A 17,672-nucleotide genomic window follows, 5' to 3' on the forward strand; every position below is an offset into this window, starting at 1 on the left:
TCACCGGTGTTTTTTATTTCGTTACGTGCGCCATACATTCTCGCGCGGGCCGCGATGGTACGTTTCCGTCAGCAATCCCATAAACAAGCCGAATCCAAATATCACCATCGACGCCCCCATAATTCCCAAGCTGACGATCGTCAAGAAAAAGTCTTTGTTGTAAGCGTTTGCGATAAAACTAAGCAAAAACAGTGCAACTCCGACAATCAATCCCACTGACGCCATCCATTTGCACATGTTGATCATTTCTTGCCCTTCATGCCGTTTGTTCATTCTCATCATCCCCTTATTTTGAGGATACTATCCTTGTCACAAAATTGCAACATTTATTTTTCCTTTTTCGCTTTCCTTTCGGTTATAATTTATATTTTGCCTTCTGTCGCAACATTTACAGGGCAACAAAACGCCCTGCCGTCATACACTAACAGTGACTCCTTCTCGATAAAGGAGGCATGCCGCTTGAACACCGTCGACTATGATAAGGCGCTCTATTACACGCATCGCTCCGAATGGGACAATTTGCTCATTTTAATGGTGCGTACACCTGATGATATTTTATCGAAAAAAATTGAAAAATTTCTCCACGCTTACAATTTTGAGCACGACTACTCCGTCATTCAGGAACGGCTGCACGCTTTGCTGCGCTACATCGATCATGCGCTGGAAGTGAGCGAACAAAAAATGGGAGTCGAGCAGTACGTGCAGTTTTACTCGTAAAATAAACGGGGAATTGGCATCATCCAATTCCCCGCAGATTGTGCTGATCATTGCGCATAAGAAGGCGAAACGGTACTGAGCACGTCCTGAACGCGTTGCATGACGGCGTCTGCTAAGCGCGCTAGTCTTTCTTCGCTGTCCTCCAGCGACGTCCCTTTGACGCCGAAATACACCTTTATTTTCGGCTCCGTCCCTGATGGACGCAGACAAAACCACGAGCCATCCTCCAAGATATACTTGAGCACATTGGATGCTGGCAAATCAATGGCCGTTTTTTCGCCGGTCAACGTGTTCGTCCGCTCTTTCGTTTTGTAATCCTCAATCACCGTCACCTTTTTCCCCGCGGCCTCCACCGGCGGCTGTTGACGGAACGAGGTTAAAATCGCGGCAATCGCCTCTGCTCCTTCCTTGCCTTTCAGTGTGAGCGATCGTTGTCCCTCGCGGTAATAGCCGTACTGGTCAAACAATTGCAAGAGCGCCTCATACAGCGATCGCCCTTGCTTTTTATAAAACGCGCACACTTCCGCCGCGAGGACAGCCGCCTGCACGGCATCTTTGTCGCGGACAAAATCGCCGATCAAATACCCATAGCTTTCCTCATATCCGAACTGGAACGCATATTGCCCTGTTTGCTCATATTCCTTGATTTTTTCGCCAATGAATTTGAATCCCGTCAGCATATCGATCGTCTCCAAGCCGAACGAGGCGGCAATCGCCCGCCCGAACTCGGACGTGACAATCGTCTTTAAGACGACCCCATTGGGTGGAAGCAAGCCCTTTTCCTTGCGCTGCGACAATAAATAATGAAGCAGCAACGCGCCCGTTTGGTTGCCGGTTAAAACGATGTACTTCCCGCTCCCATTTTTTACCGCAATACCGAGCCGGTCAGCGTCCGGATCGGTGGCGATGAGCAGATCGGCGTTCACTTGTTCGCCAAGCTCCATCGCCATGGCAAACGCCGCATGCTCTTCCGGATTGGGCGAAGCGACAGTTGAAAAGTTCGGATCCGGCCGCTCCTGCTCTTTGACAACAAAGACGTTTTGGTAGCCGAGTTCAGCGAGGGCGCGGCGCACCGGTTTGTTTGACGTGCCGTGAAGCGGCGTAAACACAATGTTGATCGCCGTTTCCCTTGCGAGCTCTGGATGAATGGAAATCGTTTTGACCGCATGGATATAAGCATCATCGACTTCGCTTCCGATGATGCGAATAAGACCTTTTTCTCTTAACGTTTTCTCATCTTCCACATGAATGGCGAGCTCGTTTTCGACTTCATTGACATAGCGGATCACTTGGTCGGCGACAGCAGGGGGCAGCTGTCCCCCGTCCTCTCCATACACTTTATAGCCGTTATATTCCGGCGGATTATGGCTGGCGGTGATGACAATGCCGGCAAACGCCCGCAAATAGCGAACAGCAAACGACAGTTCCGGCGTCGGGCGCAATTCATCAAACACGTATGTTTGAATGCCGTTCGTGGCCAACGTTTTCGCCGCCTCCATCGCAAATTCCGGCGATTGATGCCTCGAGTCGTAGGCGATGACGACCCCGCGCCGCTTCGCCTCATCACCAAACGATCGTATGTATCGCGCCAATCCTTCCGACGCTTTGCGAACAGTATAAATGTTCATTCGGTTCGTTCCCGGGCCGATCTCGCCGCGCATGCCGCCGGTGCCAAATTCGAGATTTTTGTAAAAGCAATCCTCCAGCCATCGTTCATCATCGCGGCGTTGTTCCAGCATCCGTTTCAATTCCGGATCGAGCTGCGGCTCACGCAGCCATTGTTCATATTTTTGTCTCCATTCCATGGCTGTTCCCCCTTGCTTTTCATCTTCCCTGTTTATGTATTCGCTCCCATCATACAATATACCTGCCAAAAGAAAAAGGATGTCCGGGAAAAGATGGACATCCTTTTTCTTCCATTACCCTTGCGGCTGCGAAGGCTCAGAAATGTTTGTCAACGCTTGTTCAGCCGCTTCGTTTGATGCGCTGTTCGTCGCAATATCGCCTAGCGCAACAATGCCTTGAAGCTGGTTGTTTTCCACGATCGGCAAACGGCGAACTTGATGTTGGGCCATGACATTCGCGGCTTCCTGTACGCTCATATTCGGCGTACCGGTGACGACTTGGTTCGTCATGACCTCTGCTACTTTGACGGTCGACGGGTCTTTTCCTTGGGACGAAACACGCAACGTAATATCGCGGTCCGTAATCATCCCTTTGACTTGCCCGTTTTCCACAACCGGAAGCGCACCAATATTTTTTTGGCTCATGATTTGCGCTGCTTCTTGCACCGTTTGGTTCGGCGAAATCGTTGCGACGTTTTTCGTCATAATGTCCTGCACTTTGTTTCCGCTGTTGTTCGTCAATGTGATCCTCCCCTTTCACCGATTAGTATGGCTCGTTTGTTGAGCGATATAGATAGAAAATGTTGTTTTCTTTCCTGCCCTTTGCCGGTTATGAATGGACGCGCCGTTTCCCATCCCTTATAATGAAGCTGAACAGTGTAAGATCGGGCAACGGTGTCTGCAACGGAAGAAGGGGAGAAGAATGGAACAAGAAAAACGCGCGGAACACTTGCTTTTGGCCGCATGGGCGACTGCGCTCATCGCCACCCTCGGAAGCCTTTATTTTTCGGAGGTGCTTGGGTACATTCCGTGCGACCTGTGCTGGTTTCAACGCATTTTTATGTATCCGCAAGTCATCATTTTAGGAATCGCCATCGTGTGCAAAGACGCTGCGGCAGCTCGTTATAGCTTCACACTGTCATTGATTGGCGGGGGCATTTCCTTGTATCATTATGGACTGCAAAAAATCCCGCTTCTTCAAGAATACGCCATCAGCTGCGGCCGCATTCCGTGCACAGGGCAATATATCAACTGGCTTGGGTTTATCACCATTCCATTCTTGGCGCTAACTGCCTTTATGATCATTATGTTGCTAAGTTGGACCATCATGCGCCAACAAAGAAAGGGGAGCGAACATTGAAAAAATTGCTCACATTTGGCGGCATCATCATCGCCCTATTTGCCGCCATCGCCTTTGTTACCTCCTATGAGCAAAACGAAGCAGCAAAAGGAAACCCTTACCATAAAAACAAGCTGCATCCGGCCACCATTGCCCAACTTGACGACCCGAACTACCGCAACATTATTTTGCCCGCGGAGTTGAAACAACAGCTGGCTGAGAAAAAGACGCTCACCGTTTACTTTTACAGCCCGACATGTCCACACTGCCAGCGGACAACGCCGATCGTCGTGCCGCTAGCAAAGGAGCTCGGCATCGATTTAAAGCTGTTCAACTTGCTTGAATTCGAAGACGGATGGGATGCATACCATATTGAAGCCACCCCGACCATCGTCTATTACGAAAACGGAAAAGAGAGGAAACGCATCGAAGGATATCATGATGAACAAGCGTTCCGAAACTGGTTTTCCTCATTGCACAGTGACAAGTGAAGTGGGATAAAAGCGAGCATTTTTATATTGAATGCTTCTGAAAAAATGGTAGCCTGCAATCTGGAACCGTCAAACAAGGGACAGCAAAGCTCTACAAAAAGAGAAAGAAATGGTATTTCGCCATCACCATCACGTTTGAAGTGGAACCGCGACACGAAACCAGGGTGATGGGTGTTGACTTGGGACTTCGCTATATTGCCGTTGCCAGCGTAGGAACGAAATCGTTGTTTTTCAAAGGGAATCAATGCGCCTTCATTCGCCGACGATATGCGGCTCTGCGGCGAACATTGGGTAAAGCCAAGAAGCTCCAGATGATTCGCAAAATCGGCCATAAAGAATCCCGCTGGATGAAGGATGTGAACCACAAAATCAGCTGTCAAATTGTCTATTTTGCCCTCGCCAACGGTGTTGGCGTGATTCGGATGGAAGAGTTGACGGGGATTCGAAAGCGGGCAACATCGGCCAAAGAAGCCGGTCGAAGCCTTCATTCATGGGTGTTTCATCAACTGCAAACGATGATTGCCTACAAAGCCGAAATGGTCGGCATCCGGGTGGAATGGGTGAATCCGACCTACACAACTCAAACATGCCGATGCGGGCATCGAGAGAAAGCGAACCGAAACGGCATCCGCTTCCGATGCCAAAAGTGCGGATACACCCTCCACGCCGACTTGAATGGCGCGATCAACATCGCCAAAGCGATTTCAGGCTTCGCCGCCTAACCTAGCCCACTGGTCGCAGGTGCGCCGCCCATTGGGGTACATCCTAACCCGATGGGACGGGGTGATGACACACCCCCGAACTTGGGCGTTGTCCGAACCAGAAATGGATGAGGGCGTTAACGACCCAAGAATCCCACACCTTTAGGCGTGCGGATTGTCAAATCACCCATTGGCTCGTCGCAGGCGCATACACGCTGCACGGCCAAAGCCGCCTGCAAGTGAATTGCTTGGCATGAAAAGGAAAGGCAATGCCATGGCGAGCCAAAATCTTTTGATTGCGAACAAACAGCCATTCATACTGTTCCAAATCCCCATGCTCCCCGATATATTCGATGACGGTAATGAGCGACTGCAACGCCGAAATGATTTGGAAAGCCTCTTTCATCGTTCCATTATATTTAACGTGTTCGTGGTCCAGCGAAAGAATGCCCCATTCCTCAAATTGACGGATTTGTTCATCATCGAAGTAATACGGAAACACATCGGTATAAAAGTAGTTGAGCAAATACTGCATGTAATGCTCTTGCTCTGGAGTCGCCGCATACATCATTTTCAACGTCCATACCACCTTTTCTCGCCGCAATGCTTGCGTTCTCCATCAGTAAGACGATACTATGAGTGTACCATATCTCGCGCAAGGATAGGGGTAGAAAGTGTTTCCACAGCTAACAAACAATTGGGAGTGTGACAACTTTTGTGGACAAGAAAAGGCGATTGGCTGGAATGCATCATCCCTAGCTGGTGGAGCGGTTTGACGATTGAACAGCTCCTGAAAGACGTATGGGCCGCCTCGAAAAAGCTCGCCCACCGTTGGCGGATGGAACACGGCGTCAAACTGAACGGCCAGGCTGTTCCCTGGAAGACGGTGCTCAACGAACGCGACCGGCTTCAGCTTTACGCATATGAGCCGGAGCCGTCGTTCATCGTTCCAGAATATCGGGAGCTTTCGATTTTATGGGAGGACGACCATCTGCTCGTCTTGAACAAAGAAGCCGGCATCGACATTCATCCGTCCGAACCGGGGCAAACCGGCACGCTCGCCAATGCGGTCGCGTTTTATTTGCAGTCGCAGGCAATTTTAACAAAAGTGCGCCACATTCACCGACTTGACCACGACACGTCGGGAGCGATTTTATTTGCCAAACACCCGCTCGCCGGTGCGACGCTCGATCGGATGCTCGCCCACCGCGCCATCAAGCGGACGTACGTCGCCCTTGTGCACGGTCGTTTGTCCCCGAAATCAGGAACCATTTCCGCGCCAATCGGCCGTGACCGCCACCATCCAACGCGCCGTCGCGTCTCGAAAACGGGGGCAAAAGCGGTGACACACTATCGCGTCATCAAAACATTCTCGTCAACATCGCTTGTCGAGCTTTCTCTCGAGACCGGACGGACGCACCAAATCCGCGTCCATTTGGCCCATCTCGGCCATCCACTCGTCGGCGATGTGCTTTATGGCGGCAAACCAGTGTTTCACCGCCATGCGCTTCATGCCGCTAAGCTAACGTTCCGCCATCCGTTTACAAACGAAGAGGTCATTTGCCTCGCGCCAACAAGCGATTTTCCCACCGACCTTTCGCGCATTTACCATTGATCTCCTCCGCCCTCCTTCGATGGGGGAGGAGATTTCTCGCCCAAAAGAGAAAAGGCAGACATCCCTGTCTGCCTTACAAACGCAATCCCTCCTCTTCGACGCCTGCCGCCTCCTCCTCTTTACTGAGCTCTTTTTTTGCCACTTCCAGCGATTTCACATGATGGCCGTCCATTTCCTTCACCGTAAACAAGTAGCCATCGATTTCTACACTCTCGCCTGGTTTGATATCATAATGCTTCGTTAAAATCCAGCCGCCGATTGTATCGACGTCATCATCATCAATGTCCAGCCCAAGCAAGTCATTCACTTCGCTGATCAGCACTTTGCCATCCAAGACAAATCGATCATCGTCCATTTTTTGAATCAGCGGCGTTTCATCAATATCAAACTCATCTTGGATTTCGCCAACGATCTCTTCCAAAATGTCCTCAACTGTAACCAGTCCAGACGTGCCGCCGTATTCATCAACCAAAATCGCCATATGGATGCGTTCTTTTTGCATTTTGACCAACAAATCGTGAATGGCGATCGATTCAATCACTTGAATGATTGGGCGGATATAGTCTTTCATTTGCTTTTCGTTGGACGGATTGGCGATAAAGTCCGTAAACACCTCTTTGACGTTGATGAGTCCAAGCACATGGTCTTTATCACCGTCAATGACCGGATAGCGCGTATACTTTTCTTCGCGAATGATGTCCATGTTTTCCTTGACGCTTTTGTTAATATCGAGCGCCACAATTTCTTTGCGCGGCACCATAATTTCTTTCGCTATGCGGTCGTCAAAACGAAAAATGTTATTGACATAGCGGTACTCTGACTGATTGATCTCCCCGCTCTTGTAGCTTTCCGATAAAATTAGGCGCAACTCCTCCTCAGAGTGGGCGATTTCATGCTCCGAAACCGGCCTGAGGCCAAACAGGCGCGTCACAAGCCGCGCAGAGTTGTTGAGTGTCCAAATGAACGGATACATGATTTTGTAAAACCAGATGAGCGGCTGAGCCGTAAACAGCGTAATCGCTTCCGCCTTATGAATGGCAAACGTCTTTGGCGCTAATTCACCGACGACGACATGCAAAAAGGTGATGAGCGAAAACGAAATGATAAACGCTAAAAAATGGGAGACGGATTCCGACAAATGGAGGCGTTCAAACAGCGGCAGCAACATCCGCGCCACCGTCGGCTCCCCAAGCCAGCCAAGGCCAAGCGAAGTGAGCGTAATGCCCAGCTGGTTCGCCGATAAATAGCCGTCCAAATTCGAAATCACTTTTTTCGCCGCGACCGCCCGTCGATTCCCTTCATTGACAAGCTGATCGATGCGCGAGCTGCGCACTTTGACGATCGCAAATTCCGAAGCGACAAAAAAGGCGGTGCAAGCGATGAGAAACGCCACCAACAGCAAACTGGCTATATCCAATTCGTCTCCGAGCGCGGATGAAGCGCCCAGGTTACACCTCCTGCACACAAAAGTTTCCATTGCAGCTGATAGACGATGATGCCGCTGGGCTGTCTTAGACAGCCCAATATGTTACGATTCCTCATTATTGTTCCCTTGGGTAAAAATGAGCACATATTTCAGCAGTTCAAACACGGCGATCAACGTTGCCGCAACGTATGTCAGCGCCGCCGCGCCAAGCACTTTGTTCACGCCGCGCGTTTCGTTTGGAGCGATGATCCCTTCAGCGAGCATAAATCGTTTCGCCCGCGCGCTCGCATTAAACTCGACCGGCAACGTAATGACTTGGAACGCCACCGCCAGCGAGAAAAACAAAATGCCGAGACCGATCAATGAAAATTGATGGAGCAAAAACCCAACCAGCAGCAAAAACGGAGCCACGCCGGAAGCCAAGTTCACAACGGGAAACATCCGGTGGCGAAGGACGAGTGCAGCGTAGCCTTGCTGGTGTTGAACAGCGTGGCCGACCTCATGAGCGGCAACAGAAATAGAAGCGATCGAACGCCCATAAAAGACCGGCTCCGACAAACGGACCGTTCGGGAAATCGGATCGTAATGGTCCGAAAGCCGCCCTGGCACGACCTCCACCGGCACATGGTGCAACCCGTGACGGTCTAAAATCATGCGCGCCACTTCCGCCCCCGTCAATCCCGATGAGGCTGGAACTTCAGACCAGGCATTGAAATTGCTTGATACCTTCCACTGCGCCCAAAGCGAGATCAAGAAGGCGATAAAAATGAAAATATCCATCGGATGGAATAGCATGGCAGCACCCTCCGTTTTTTCGTTTGTCAAATGTGTATACTATTATTTATTGTACTTGCCCGCTATTTCATACGTCAAACGGCCCGCTCCGGTTTCAAAAAAAAGAGCGCCTGCATCGAGGCGCTATTTAGCTGATGGGGACATCAAAAATTGAAATTGTCTGGGTCAGGACCGACCCGTTTGTTCAAGTTCAACGCGTCGATCTGTTTCATTTCTTCATCGGTCAGCGAGAAATCAAAAAGATCAGCGTTTTCTTTGATCCGCGCCGGCGTCACCGACTTTGGAATCGTGACAACGCGGTGCTGCAAGTCCCAACGCAGCACAACCTGCGCCGGCGTTTTTCCGTATTTGCGCCCGATGTCAACGATCGTCGGCTCGTTTAAAATTTCCCCGCGCATGAGCGGTGACCATGCTTCAAGCTGGATGCCGTTTTCTTGGCAAAACGCATGCAGCTCTTTTTGCGTCAGGCGCGGATGGTACTCGACCTGGTTGACCATCGGCTTGATTTCACAATCGGCCAGTACATCTTGCAAATGATGGATTTGAAAATTGCTTACGCCAATTGCGCGCACATACCCGTCTTTATATAGCTTTTCAAGCGCCTTGTACGTCTCTTTATATTTCCCTTTCACCGGCCAATGAACTAAATACAAGTCGACGTAATCAAAACCGAGCTTTTTCAAGCTTTTGTCAAACGCCTTTAGCGTCGTTTCATATCCCTGATCGGTGTTCCACACTTTCGTCGTCACAAACACTTGCTCACGTGGAATGCCGGATTCGCGGATCGCTTGACCGACCCCTTCTTCGTTTTCATAAAAAGCGGCTGTATCGACATGGCGGTAGCCAACCTCGAGCGCGGTGCGCACCGCGCTTCTTACTTCCTCCCCTTCTTTGACTTTATAAACTCCAAGGCCGACCCAAGGCATTTTCACCCCGTTATGCAAGGTGGCACAATCTTGCAGACCGTTCATATCCTCTCCTCCTCGAGCGTCATTATAGTTTCATTATGGGAAAAGAGGGAAAGAAAATCAAAATATATGCTTGCTATCCTTTCTCACTTTTCCACGTCCTTCTTGTTCTTTGCTTTAGGGGAAAATCAACGAAAAAACGAGGGGAAACGTTCCCCTCGCGCTATCATTGCATCCTTTTTCATCCACTCGGCAATTGGCGGCGTGCGGCGCCTTTCCTGACACAGCCAGAAACGTGCGGACGGAAAAGCTGTCAATTGGACTTGCAGAGCGCTCCTGCCACTTATTTGGCCACGCTCACCGAGGAGCGCTCCACTTCAGCTTCGTTCGGATGAAACTCGTTTTCCATTTTCGAAACAACCACCGTCGCTACAGCATTGCCGATAATATTCGTAATCGCCCGCGCTTCCGACATGAAGCGGTCAACCCCAAGGAGCAAGGCGATGCCTTCAACCGGAATCATCGGGAACGCCGCCAAAGTCGCTGCCAACGTAATGAATCCCGAACCGGTAACCCCCGCTGCCCCTTTCGAGGTGAGCATTAAGACGCCAAGTAACGTCAACTCTTGCCAAATGGTTAAATCAATACCGTACGCTTGGGCGATGAAAATAGCTGCCATCGACAAGTAAATCGATGTGCCGTCTAGGTTGAACGAATATCCTGTCGGAACGACAAGACCGACAACCGATTTGGAGCACCCATATTTTTCGAGCCGCTCCATCAGCCGCGGCAGCGCTGATTCAGACGAAGAGGTGCCCAAAACAAGCAACAATTCCTCTTTAATATAAGCAAGAAACTGAAAAATGTTGAATCCGTAAAACTTGGCAATCCCGCCAAGCACGACGAAAATGAAGAGGGCCATCGTAATGTAAACAGACCCCATCAATTTGCCGAGCGACACGAGCGAACCAAGGCCGAACGTGCCGATCGTGTACGCCATCGCGCCGAACGCAGCGATCGGCGACACCTTCATCACCATGTTGACGACGCCGAAAAAAATTTCCGCCAGTCGTTCAAATAAGGAAATCACTGGTTTTGCTTTTTCCCCAAGCGCGGCAGCCGCTAAGCCGAACAACACAGCGAAGAAGAGCACCGGAAGCAGTTGGCCGCTCGCCATCGCGGCAACGACGTTGTCGGGAATGATGCTTAAGATGAAATCAACAAAACTGTGGCTGGTTTCTGCTGCTTGTTTTGTGTATTGCGAAATGTCGCCGCCTTTTACTGCATCGGTATGAAATCCGACCCCTGGTTTCACAAGGTTGACGACGACAATCCCGATCGCCAACGCAAACGTCGTTACAATTTCAAAATAAATAAGCGCCTTGCCGCCGATGCGGCCGACCTTTTTCAAATCGCCCATGTTGCCGATTCCGATGACGACGGTGAAGAAAATGATCGGGGCGATCACCATTTTAATCAGCTTAATAAATCCGTCTGCTAATACTTTTAATTTCGCGCCAAATTCCGGAAATACAAATCCGACGATAATCCCCAAAATGATGCCGATGATGACTTGTACCGTCAAGTTTTTCAGCTTTCCCCGCATTTCTCCCACTCCTTTCAATGTATTGACAACGCTTTCAATACTATCATAAAGAAAAATCATTGAAATCAAAATATTATGGTGATAATGGTCGTTTTGGTCTTTTTGGTCTTAACGCTCGCATGGGTGTTTCCCTTAAACGCCCCTTCCGCCTGCACCAAAGGCGCAGCGGGGAGAGAGTCTTGGAAACATCCGTCCCGCGACAAACTGTCAGCAAAGCTCTCCCCATGCGTCCGACGATTCAGCCGCTTTACAAAGACCACTGATTCATTTCCTGCCTGCGCTGATTGCGTGGAAATGAGGGCTTTCTTAGCTGGAGATGATCAAAAGAGGCTGATTCAAAAATTTGGTGAAGGAAAGTTACGCATTTATACGTTGATAAGAAAAGGGCGTCCCGTTATTTTTCGGACCCCCTCATTCACACGATTGTTTCACTTCATTCAACAGCTTGGAACCAAACTGCCGCGTAAATTCCTCATACAGCGGCGTAAACGTTTGCTTCCATTTCTTTTTGTCCATTTCCGACAACATGTACAGATGGACCCCACCCCGCCGTTCAAGCTGCCTAAGCTCCTGTTCGTTTTGTTCCGTTGACTGTTTCCAATTCCAATGCGTCGCTTCAGCCATGGCTTCCTCAATGCTTCGTTGGATATCTTTCGGAAGATGATCCCAAAACGATTGGTTCATCATGACGACATAACCGAGATACCCGTGGTCGCTGATCGTAATATACGGTTGGAATTTGTAAAACCCTTTCGAATAAATATTGGAAATCGTATTTTCCTGTCCGTCAAACTTATGCTGTTCAAGCTCCTGATAAACACGGTCAAATGAAACGGCAACCGGTTCACCGCCAAGCAAACGAAACTGCTTTTCGATCACTTCGCTTGGCATAATGCGAAAGCGCAAGCCTCGAAAATCGTCCGGTTTAATCAACGGGCGGTTCGTGCCCATCATTTGCTTAAACCCGTTGCTCCAAAACGCCAACCCTTTAATCCCTTTCGCCTCGAGCATCTGAAGCAGCTCAACTCCCACCTTGCCGGTAAGCACGCAGCGAACATGTTCATCATCGCGGAACAAAAATGGCAAATCGAGCACTTGCCACTCAGGGATCAACTCCGTCACTTTCGAAAACGATGGCGCGATCATTTGCACGTCGCCGCGCAGCAGTGCATCAAGCTCTTCCCCATCCGAATAAAGCGAGCCGTTTGGGAACACTTCGACTTTGACGCGGCCGTTTGTTTTTTGCTCAACGAGTTCGGCAAACTTTTGCGCCGCCAGCCCTTTTGGCGTATTCTCTGCTACCACATGGCTGAAATAAATAATGATTTGCTTTTTCAACCCCTTTTGCTCGTCGTCATAAACCAGTGGTTCATGTCCCAGTTGACGGCTCGCTGCCCAGCCGATCAGACCGAAGCCGACAAACAAAAGGATTGCCCATGGTCTCCATCTTTTCCCCATTGTTCACACCGTTCTTTCATCCATCCTATTGCTAAAATGGCACTTCAGCACAATGCTCCCCGCCGACTCGAATCATTGGAGCAAAAAAGCAGCTGGAGCTCACGGATTCGGTTTGAGAGCAGCAATCGCCACGCCTTACGTATGCCCCATCTGCGATGCTGGCGGGAAGAATATTTGTTCCCCACCGCCATTTTACACCTTTCGTTTCTTCCTATTCAAGAAGATTTGGTATAATGAAAAAAACATTGATTCATTCCTTTCCCATTCATATGGCATGACCAACAGCCATCACGACTGACAAAAAGGAGTTCCGCCATGAGCCGGCTGCCGATTCGCTGGAAAATTACGATTTTGATTTTCACCATCGTCAGCTTTTCCCTGTTGCTGAGCGGTGTATTCATCATCAGCGACTTTTTCCATACAAAGGAGGAGGAACTCAGCCAGCGTGCCTTATTGACCGCGCGCACCGTCTCCGAGCTGCCTGAAATCAGGAGCCATATTGTCGGAAACAAACAAAGCCGGGCGCTGATCAATCCGGTCGTCGAACGAGTGCGCGTCATTCACAACGCCGACTATATCGTCGTTCTCGATATGAACAAAGTGCGCCTCTCCCATCCGCTTCCGGCGATGATCGGCACGATCTCCCACGGCGCTGATGAAGGGCCGGCGTTTGCCGAACATACGTACACTTCCAAAGCCCGTGGGGAAATCGGTACAGTCGTTCGCGCCTTCGTTCCAATTATGAACAGCCATCACGAACAAATTGGCGTCGTCATCGCCGCCTACCGGCTGCCAACGTTTTTTGAAGCCATTGATTCTTTGAAAGAAGAAGCTGCCGTAGCGGTTGTTTTGTCGCTCGTTGTCGGTGGAATTGGTGCATGGCTGCTGGCCTCTCATATCAAGCGGCAAATGTTTGAGTTGGAACCACATGAGATCGCCAAGCTGCTGATCGAACGGACGGAAGCGTTTAACGCCATGCACGAAGGTGTCATCGCCATTGACAGCAATGAAAAAATTACCATTTTCAATGACCGGGCAAAACAAATGCTCGGCGTCAAAGGGGATGTCATCGGCCGTTCGATCCGCTCCATCATTCCGGACACACACCTTCCGGAAATCTTGGAAGTAAACAAACCGATTTACAATAAGGAGCTGCAGATCGGCAACTTAACAATTTGGAGCAACCGCATTCCGATCAAAGTCAACGGAAAAACGGTCGGCGCCATCGCCATTTTCCAAGACCGCACGGAAGTGAAACGACTGGCTGAAGAACTGACGGGCGTAAAGGCGTTTGTCCATGCCTTGCGCGTGCAAAATCATGAATACATGAACAAGCTTCACACGATCGCTGGCCTTATTCAGCTCGGCCACATCGAAAAAGCGCTCGAGTACGTGTTTCAAGTTACAGAGGAACAAGCAGAACTGACGCAGTTTTTAAGCCGCAACATTAAGGACGAAAGCATTTCCGGGTTGCTCTTAAGCAAAATCCGCCGCGGCAAGGAGCTCGGCATTCGCGTGACGATCGACCGACATAGCCGGCTGCACCGCTTTCCGCCGCATCTCGATCACCATGATTTCGTTGTTCTCCTTGGCAATTTAATTGAAAACGCCTTCGACGCGTTCCGTGATGTAACCGACCGAGAAAAAGAAATTTACATCAGCATCGAACAAAACGAAGACCTTTGTTCCCTCTCGGTCGAAGACAACGGCCAAGGCATTGCCCGCGAGCATATTGACCGCATTTTTGATGAAGGTTTTTCGACCAAAGGGGAGAACGGACGAGGCATCGGCTTGTATTTGGTGAAGCAAATTGTGGAAAAGGGAAACGGGCGCATCGATGTGCAGTCGGAAGAAGGAAAAGGAACGGTGTTTACTGTTACCTTTGACATGTGATCCCCATTCATGCAACGGCGGCCGCGAAAGTCCCCCACCGAGACGAAGGAGGAACAGGCTATGTATCGCGTGTTGTTGATCGAAGACGACCCGATGGTGCAAGAAGTAAATCGGCAAATGATTGAACAAATAGACGGTTTTACCGTCATCGGCCTCGCTCGAAACGGTGAAGAAGGACTCCGCCTCATTCAAGAGCTCCGTCCGGATTTAGCGATGGTTGATATTTACATGCCGCAGTTAGACGGCCTTGAAACATTAAAACAAATCCGCGCCCACGGCCATGAAGTTGATATCATCGCCATTACCGCGGCAAGCGACATTGAAACGGTGCGCCGCGTCCTGCAAAACGGCGCATTCGATTACATTGTGAAACCGTTTAAATTTGAACGGCTCAAACAGGCGTTGGAGCATTATCGGACGTTCCGCCGGTCGCTTGCGGAAAAGGAATCGCTCACCCAGGTGGAACTCGATGCCCTAAGGCGGGCGACTGAACAACCGGCCGGACCGTCCTCCGAGCTTCCGAAAGGACTGAATGAGGTAACATTGGAAAAAGTGATCGCCTATTTACGCCAACACCGCTTCCCCGTTTCCGCTGAGGAAGTGGCCGAAGGAGTCGGCATCGCCCGCGTTACCGCCCGCCGCTATTTAGAGTACCTTGAGAAAACAGGGGAAGTCGTGCTCGATGTTCAATACGGCGGCGTCGGACGCCCAGTGAATCGGTACCATCTGAAAGCAACATAACACGATGCCATTTCGAGCGGCTTCAAGCTAATTGTCAGAGACGGAAAGCCAGGCCCTATTATGCCGTATCCCGCACCAACAACCGGGCAGGCAGTTCTTCCTGCTTTCGCGTCACATTGCCTGTCTCCCGCCAATGGTGAAGAAGGCGGAACGCTCTTTCTCCGAGCGTAAAATGGGGGAGTGCCACGGTTGTCATGCCCAGCATTTCAGCCAACGGATCATTATCAAACCCAGAAAATAAAGGAAATGAGTCTGTTTGTTTCCACCGTTTCAACTGCTATAATGAATGGTATATGGAAAGCAAGGAGGAATCAAGATGCTTCGATATTGGAAATCGTTTTTCTCCATCGCTGTCACCGCCGCCTTGCTTGCCGGTTGCGGTACAGAGACACCTGCATCAAAAGAGACAGAAGCGAAAGCCAAACAAACGGCAAGTTCAGACGAGAATCCCATCAACGCGCAAACAGCAGAGCCAGCCGCTCAAGAAACTCCCCCTGCTGACGAACAAAATCAAGCAGGAAGCGGACAAAGTGGGTCGACAGGGGATGAATCCGCTTCTTCCCGTCCAACAACTTCCTTGTCTTACCAAATGGGAAATCAAACAGTCACAGGGACAGCAACGTTGACCACAAGTGACAACCAGCATTTCTCGCTCTATGTCCTAGACGGGTGGACGCTCGATGCTGAAGAACCGCATTCTGATGTATTGCTCCATGGGGACACGTTCGCCCGCATCCGCCTTCTTCATAACGAGGAGACGAACTATGAGCAGTTGGCCAAAGAACATGCCCAAGCGGTCGATGCCAATGCCGCCCGCCAGCAAACGGATCAACTTCCAAAACCGTTCGCTGATGCCGTTTGGTACACTGCCCAAGCCGATGGCGTTACCGTTCACGTCATCGCCAGCGCTCACCCAGCGCCGATGCTCTTGACAGTGCACGCTCCTAAAGAGCGCGATGTACTTGGCGCTGTGCTCGCCATGGTGGCGACGCTGCAAAAGCAATAACTTATTTTAGGGAGGGCCATCGCCCTCCCTTTCCAAAAAGAAAAACCCCCTTTTTTTCAGCTGCAAGAGGGTCAGACGAGCTGTTTGCTCTCTTCTTTGCGGAAAAACGTTCTCATGGCATGAAAGACATCCGATTTTTGCTTTAGGATATAATAGCGGAATTTCTCATCTTTAATATTGCGGTACGCCGACATGAGCGTGGAATGGCGATTATACTGGTTGACTTCCCCGTACCCAAACATGTTCGATACTTTCATCAGCTCCTGAACAAGCTTGACGCAGCGGGCATTGTCCGATGTCAAGTTGTCGCCGTCAGAGAAATGGAACGGATAAATGTTGTAGCGCGACGGTGGATATTTTGTCTCAATAAGTTCAAGCGCCTTGCGGTAGGCCGATGAGCAAATCGTTCCACCGCTTTCCCCTTTCGTGAAAAACTCTTCCTCACTGACGACTTTCGCTTCCGTATGATGGGCGATAAAGGCGATGTCCACCGTTTCGTATTTCGTACGCAAAAATCGGGTCATCCAGAAGAAAAAGCTGCGTGCCATATATTTTTCCCACATGCCCATCGATCCGCTTGTGTCCATCATCGCCAAGACGACCGCCTTCGATTCTGGTTTGACGACTTCGTTCCACGTTTTAAACTTCAAATCTTCGCGGTAAATCGGATAAAATCCTGGTTTGCCGTTCATGGCATTGCGCTTGAAGGCAGTGAGCATCGTCCGCTTTTTATCGATGTTCCCCATCAGCCCGGTGCGACGGATGTCGTTAAATTCGATATGCTGGGCTACATTTTGATCCAGCTCTTTTCGTTGCAAATTAGGCAGCTCCAATTGGCTAAAGAACGCTTCCTCAATCTCCATCAGCGACACTTCAGCTTCGTAATAATCTTGACCCGGCAAATCGCCAGCACCTTGGCCTTTTCCTGGCCCCTGCCCCTCCCCGCTTCCATCTCGGGCCACCACATCACCGACTTGGCTGTCTCCATCTCCTTGGCCGACGTGCTTGTTTTTCTCATAATTGTAGCGGATTTTGTATTCATCAAGCGAGCGGATCGGAATTTTAATCACATCTCGCCCGTTGGACATGATAATGCTTTCTTCGGTAATTAAGTCGGGCAAATTGTTTTTGATCGCTTCCTTCACTTTTTCTTGATGGCGCTTTTGATCATCATATCCTTTGCGGTGGAGGGACCAATCTTCTTTCGATACAACAAAATTCCCCTTCATGTTTTCCCCTCCTTTGAAAAAATCATTTTCACACTTTTCGCTTTCCCGCATATACTTATGTTGGCGTCATCAAAACGGACCATCGCTATGCCAAGTTGGTTTATTTTATCGTATGCAACAAT

The 17,672-nt window shown here is 50.0% G+C and carries 18 protein-coding genes and 1 pseudogene; 8 read left to right on the forward strand and 11 right to left on the reverse strand.

From position 1 onward, the window contains the following. Window positions 1–21: 21 nt before the first annotated feature. Window positions 22–279, reverse strand: coding sequence for a hypothetical protein (locus tag N685_RS0102315; protein ID WP_031405533.1), 258 nt, complete (start codon window positions 277–279; stop codon window positions 22–24). Between the two features lie 180 nt (window positions 280–459). Between N685_RS0102315 and N685_RS0102320 the strand changes: the two genes are divergently transcribed. Continuing rightward, window positions 460–717 carry a YhdB family protein gene (locus tag N685_RS0102320; RefSeq protein WP_031405535.1) on the forward strand — a complete coding sequence of 86 codons (258 nt, stop codon included), beginning with the start codon at window positions 460–462 and terminating at the stop codon, window positions 715–717. A 47-nt stretch (window positions 718–764) separates the two neighbouring features. On the opposite strand, the gene N685_RS0102325 is transcribed toward N685_RS0102320, so the two are convergent. Together N685_RS0102325 and N685_RS0102330 are read right to left on the reverse strand one after the other, a co-directional pair. Continuing rightward, entirely contained in the window at window positions 765–2,522 is a 1,758-nt protein-coding gene (locus N685_RS0102325; RefSeq protein WP_031405538.1) for a phospho-sugar mutase, read from the reverse strand. Window positions 2,523–2,636: 114 nt separating this feature from the next. Further along, complete coding sequence (locus N685_RS0102330) at window positions 2,637–3,083, reverse strand: CBS domain-containing protein (RefSeq protein WP_011230073.1); 447 nt, start codon at window positions 3,081–3,083, stop codon at window positions 2,637–2,639. 181 nt (window positions 3,084–3,264) lie between these two features. Here N685_RS0102330 and N685_RS0102335 point away from each other — a divergent pair, with 181 nt between their 5' ends. The 3 genes and pseudogenes from N685_RS0102335 to N685_RS0102345 form a co-directional block, all read left to right on the forward strand. Next, window positions 3,265–3,702 (forward strand): disulfide oxidoreductase, encoded by a 438-nt coding sequence (locus N685_RS0102335; RefSeq protein ID WP_031405541.1) that lies wholly within the window; start codon window positions 3,265–3,267, stop codon window positions 3,700–3,702. Beyond that, window positions 3,699–4,172: a thioredoxin family protein gene (locus tag N685_RS0102340; RefSeq protein WP_031405543.1), complete on the forward strand. Its 474-nt coding sequence runs from the start codon at window positions 3,699–3,701 to the stop codon at window positions 4,170–4,172. Before N685_RS0102335 ends, N685_RS0102340 begins: the two co-directional genes overlap by 4 nt. 53 nt (window positions 4,173–4,225) lie before the next feature. Continuing rightward, window positions 4,226–4,894: pseudogene (locus N685_RS0102345) on the forward strand (RNA-guided endonuclease TnpB family protein); the annotation flags it as partial. A gap of 157 nt (window positions 4,895–5,051) precedes the next feature. Here N685_RS0102345 and N685_RS0102350 read toward each other — a convergent pair. Continuing rightward, entirely contained in the window at window positions 5,052–5,450 is a 399-nt protein-coding gene (locus N685_RS0102350; protein ID WP_031405547.1) for a YhcU family protein, read from the reverse strand. Between the two features lie 138 nt (window positions 5,451–5,588). Here N685_RS0102350 and N685_RS0102355 point away from each other — a divergent pair, with 138 nt between their 5' ends. Next, entirely contained in the window at window positions 5,589–6,488 is a 900-nt protein-coding gene (locus N685_RS0102355) for an RluA family pseudouridine synthase (RefSeq protein ID WP_031405549.1), read from the forward strand. 73 nt (window positions 6,489–6,561) lie between these two features. Here the strand turns inward: N685_RS0102355 and N685_RS0102360 are convergent, their stop codons facing one another. The 5 genes from N685_RS0102360 to N685_RS0102385 all read right to left on the reverse strand — a co-directional run bounded on the left by N685_RS0102360 (window position 6,562) and on the right by N685_RS0102385 (window position 12,681). Beyond that, window positions 6,562–7,905 carry a hemolysin family protein gene (locus N685_RS0102360; RefSeq protein ID WP_031405551.1) on the reverse strand — a complete coding sequence of 448 codons (1,344 nt, stop codon included), beginning with the start codon at window positions 7,903–7,905 and terminating at the stop codon, window positions 6,562–6,564. A 111-nt stretch (window positions 7,906–8,016) separates the two neighbouring features. After that, complete coding sequence (locus tag N685_RS0102365; protein WP_031405553.1) at window positions 8,017–8,709, reverse strand: zinc metallopeptidase; 693 nt, start codon at window positions 8,707–8,709, stop codon at window positions 8,017–8,019. A gap of 143 nt (window positions 8,710–8,852) precedes the next feature. Further along, complete coding sequence (locus N685_RS0102370) at window positions 8,853–9,680, reverse strand: aldo/keto reductase (RefSeq protein ID WP_031405556.1); 828 nt, start codon at window positions 9,678–9,680, stop codon at window positions 8,853–8,855. Window positions 9,681–9,960: 280 nt separating this feature from the next. Then, a complete protein-coding gene (locus N685_RS0102375) occupies window positions 9,961–11,223 on the reverse strand; it encodes a dicarboxylate/amino acid:cation symporter (RefSeq protein WP_031405558.1) in 1,263 nt (420 codons plus the stop codon). 411 nt (window positions 11,224–11,634) lie between these two features. After that, window positions 11,635–12,681 (reverse strand): TRAP transporter substrate-binding protein, encoded by a 1,047-nt coding sequence (locus N685_RS0102385; RefSeq protein ID WP_031405562.1) that lies wholly within the window; start codon window positions 12,679–12,681, stop codon window positions 11,635–11,637. 315 nt (window positions 12,682–12,996) lie between these two features. Here N685_RS0102385 and N685_RS0102390 point away from each other — a divergent pair, with 315 nt between their 5' ends. Continuing rightward, on the forward strand, window positions 12,997–14,574 hold the full coding sequence (locus N685_RS0102390; protein WP_031405564.1) for an ATP-binding protein: 1,578 nt from the start codon (window positions 12,997–12,999) through the stop codon (window positions 14,572–14,574). 60 nt (window positions 14,575–14,634) lie between these two features. Then, the gene (locus N685_RS0102395) at window positions 14,635–15,315 is read left to right on the forward strand and encodes a response regulator (protein ID WP_031405566.1); all 681 of its coding nucleotides are present in this window, start codon (window positions 14,635–14,637) and stop codon (window positions 15,313–15,315) included. A 58-nt stretch (window positions 15,316–15,373) separates the two neighbouring features. On the opposite strand, the gene N685_RS18775 is transcribed toward N685_RS0102395, so the two are convergent. Beyond that, window positions 15,374–15,529 (reverse strand): hypothetical protein, encoded by a 156-nt coding sequence (locus N685_RS18775; RefSeq protein WP_237746865.1) that lies wholly within the window; start codon window positions 15,527–15,529, stop codon window positions 15,374–15,376. A 102-nt stretch (window positions 15,530–15,631) separates the two neighbouring features. On the opposite strand from N685_RS18775, the gene N685_RS0102400 reads away from it, so the two are divergent. Then, window positions 15,632–16,321: a hypothetical protein gene (locus N685_RS0102400; protein ID WP_031405568.1), complete on the forward strand. Its 690-nt coding sequence runs from the start codon at window positions 15,632–15,634 to the stop codon at window positions 16,319–16,321. 71 nt (window positions 16,322–16,392) lie between these two features. Here the strand turns inward: N685_RS0102400 and yhbH are convergent, their stop codons facing one another. Continuing rightward, entirely contained in the window at window positions 16,393–17,550 is a 1,158-nt protein-coding gene (gene yhbH, locus N685_RS0102405; RefSeq protein WP_031405571.1) for a sporulation protein YhbH, read from the reverse strand. Window positions 17,551–17,672 lie beyond the last annotated feature (122 nt).

This window comes from Geobacillus vulcani PSS1, from assembly GCF_000733845.1.
Lineage (GTDB): Bacteria > Bacillota > Bacilli > Bacillales > Anoxybacillaceae > Geobacillus > Geobacillus vulcani.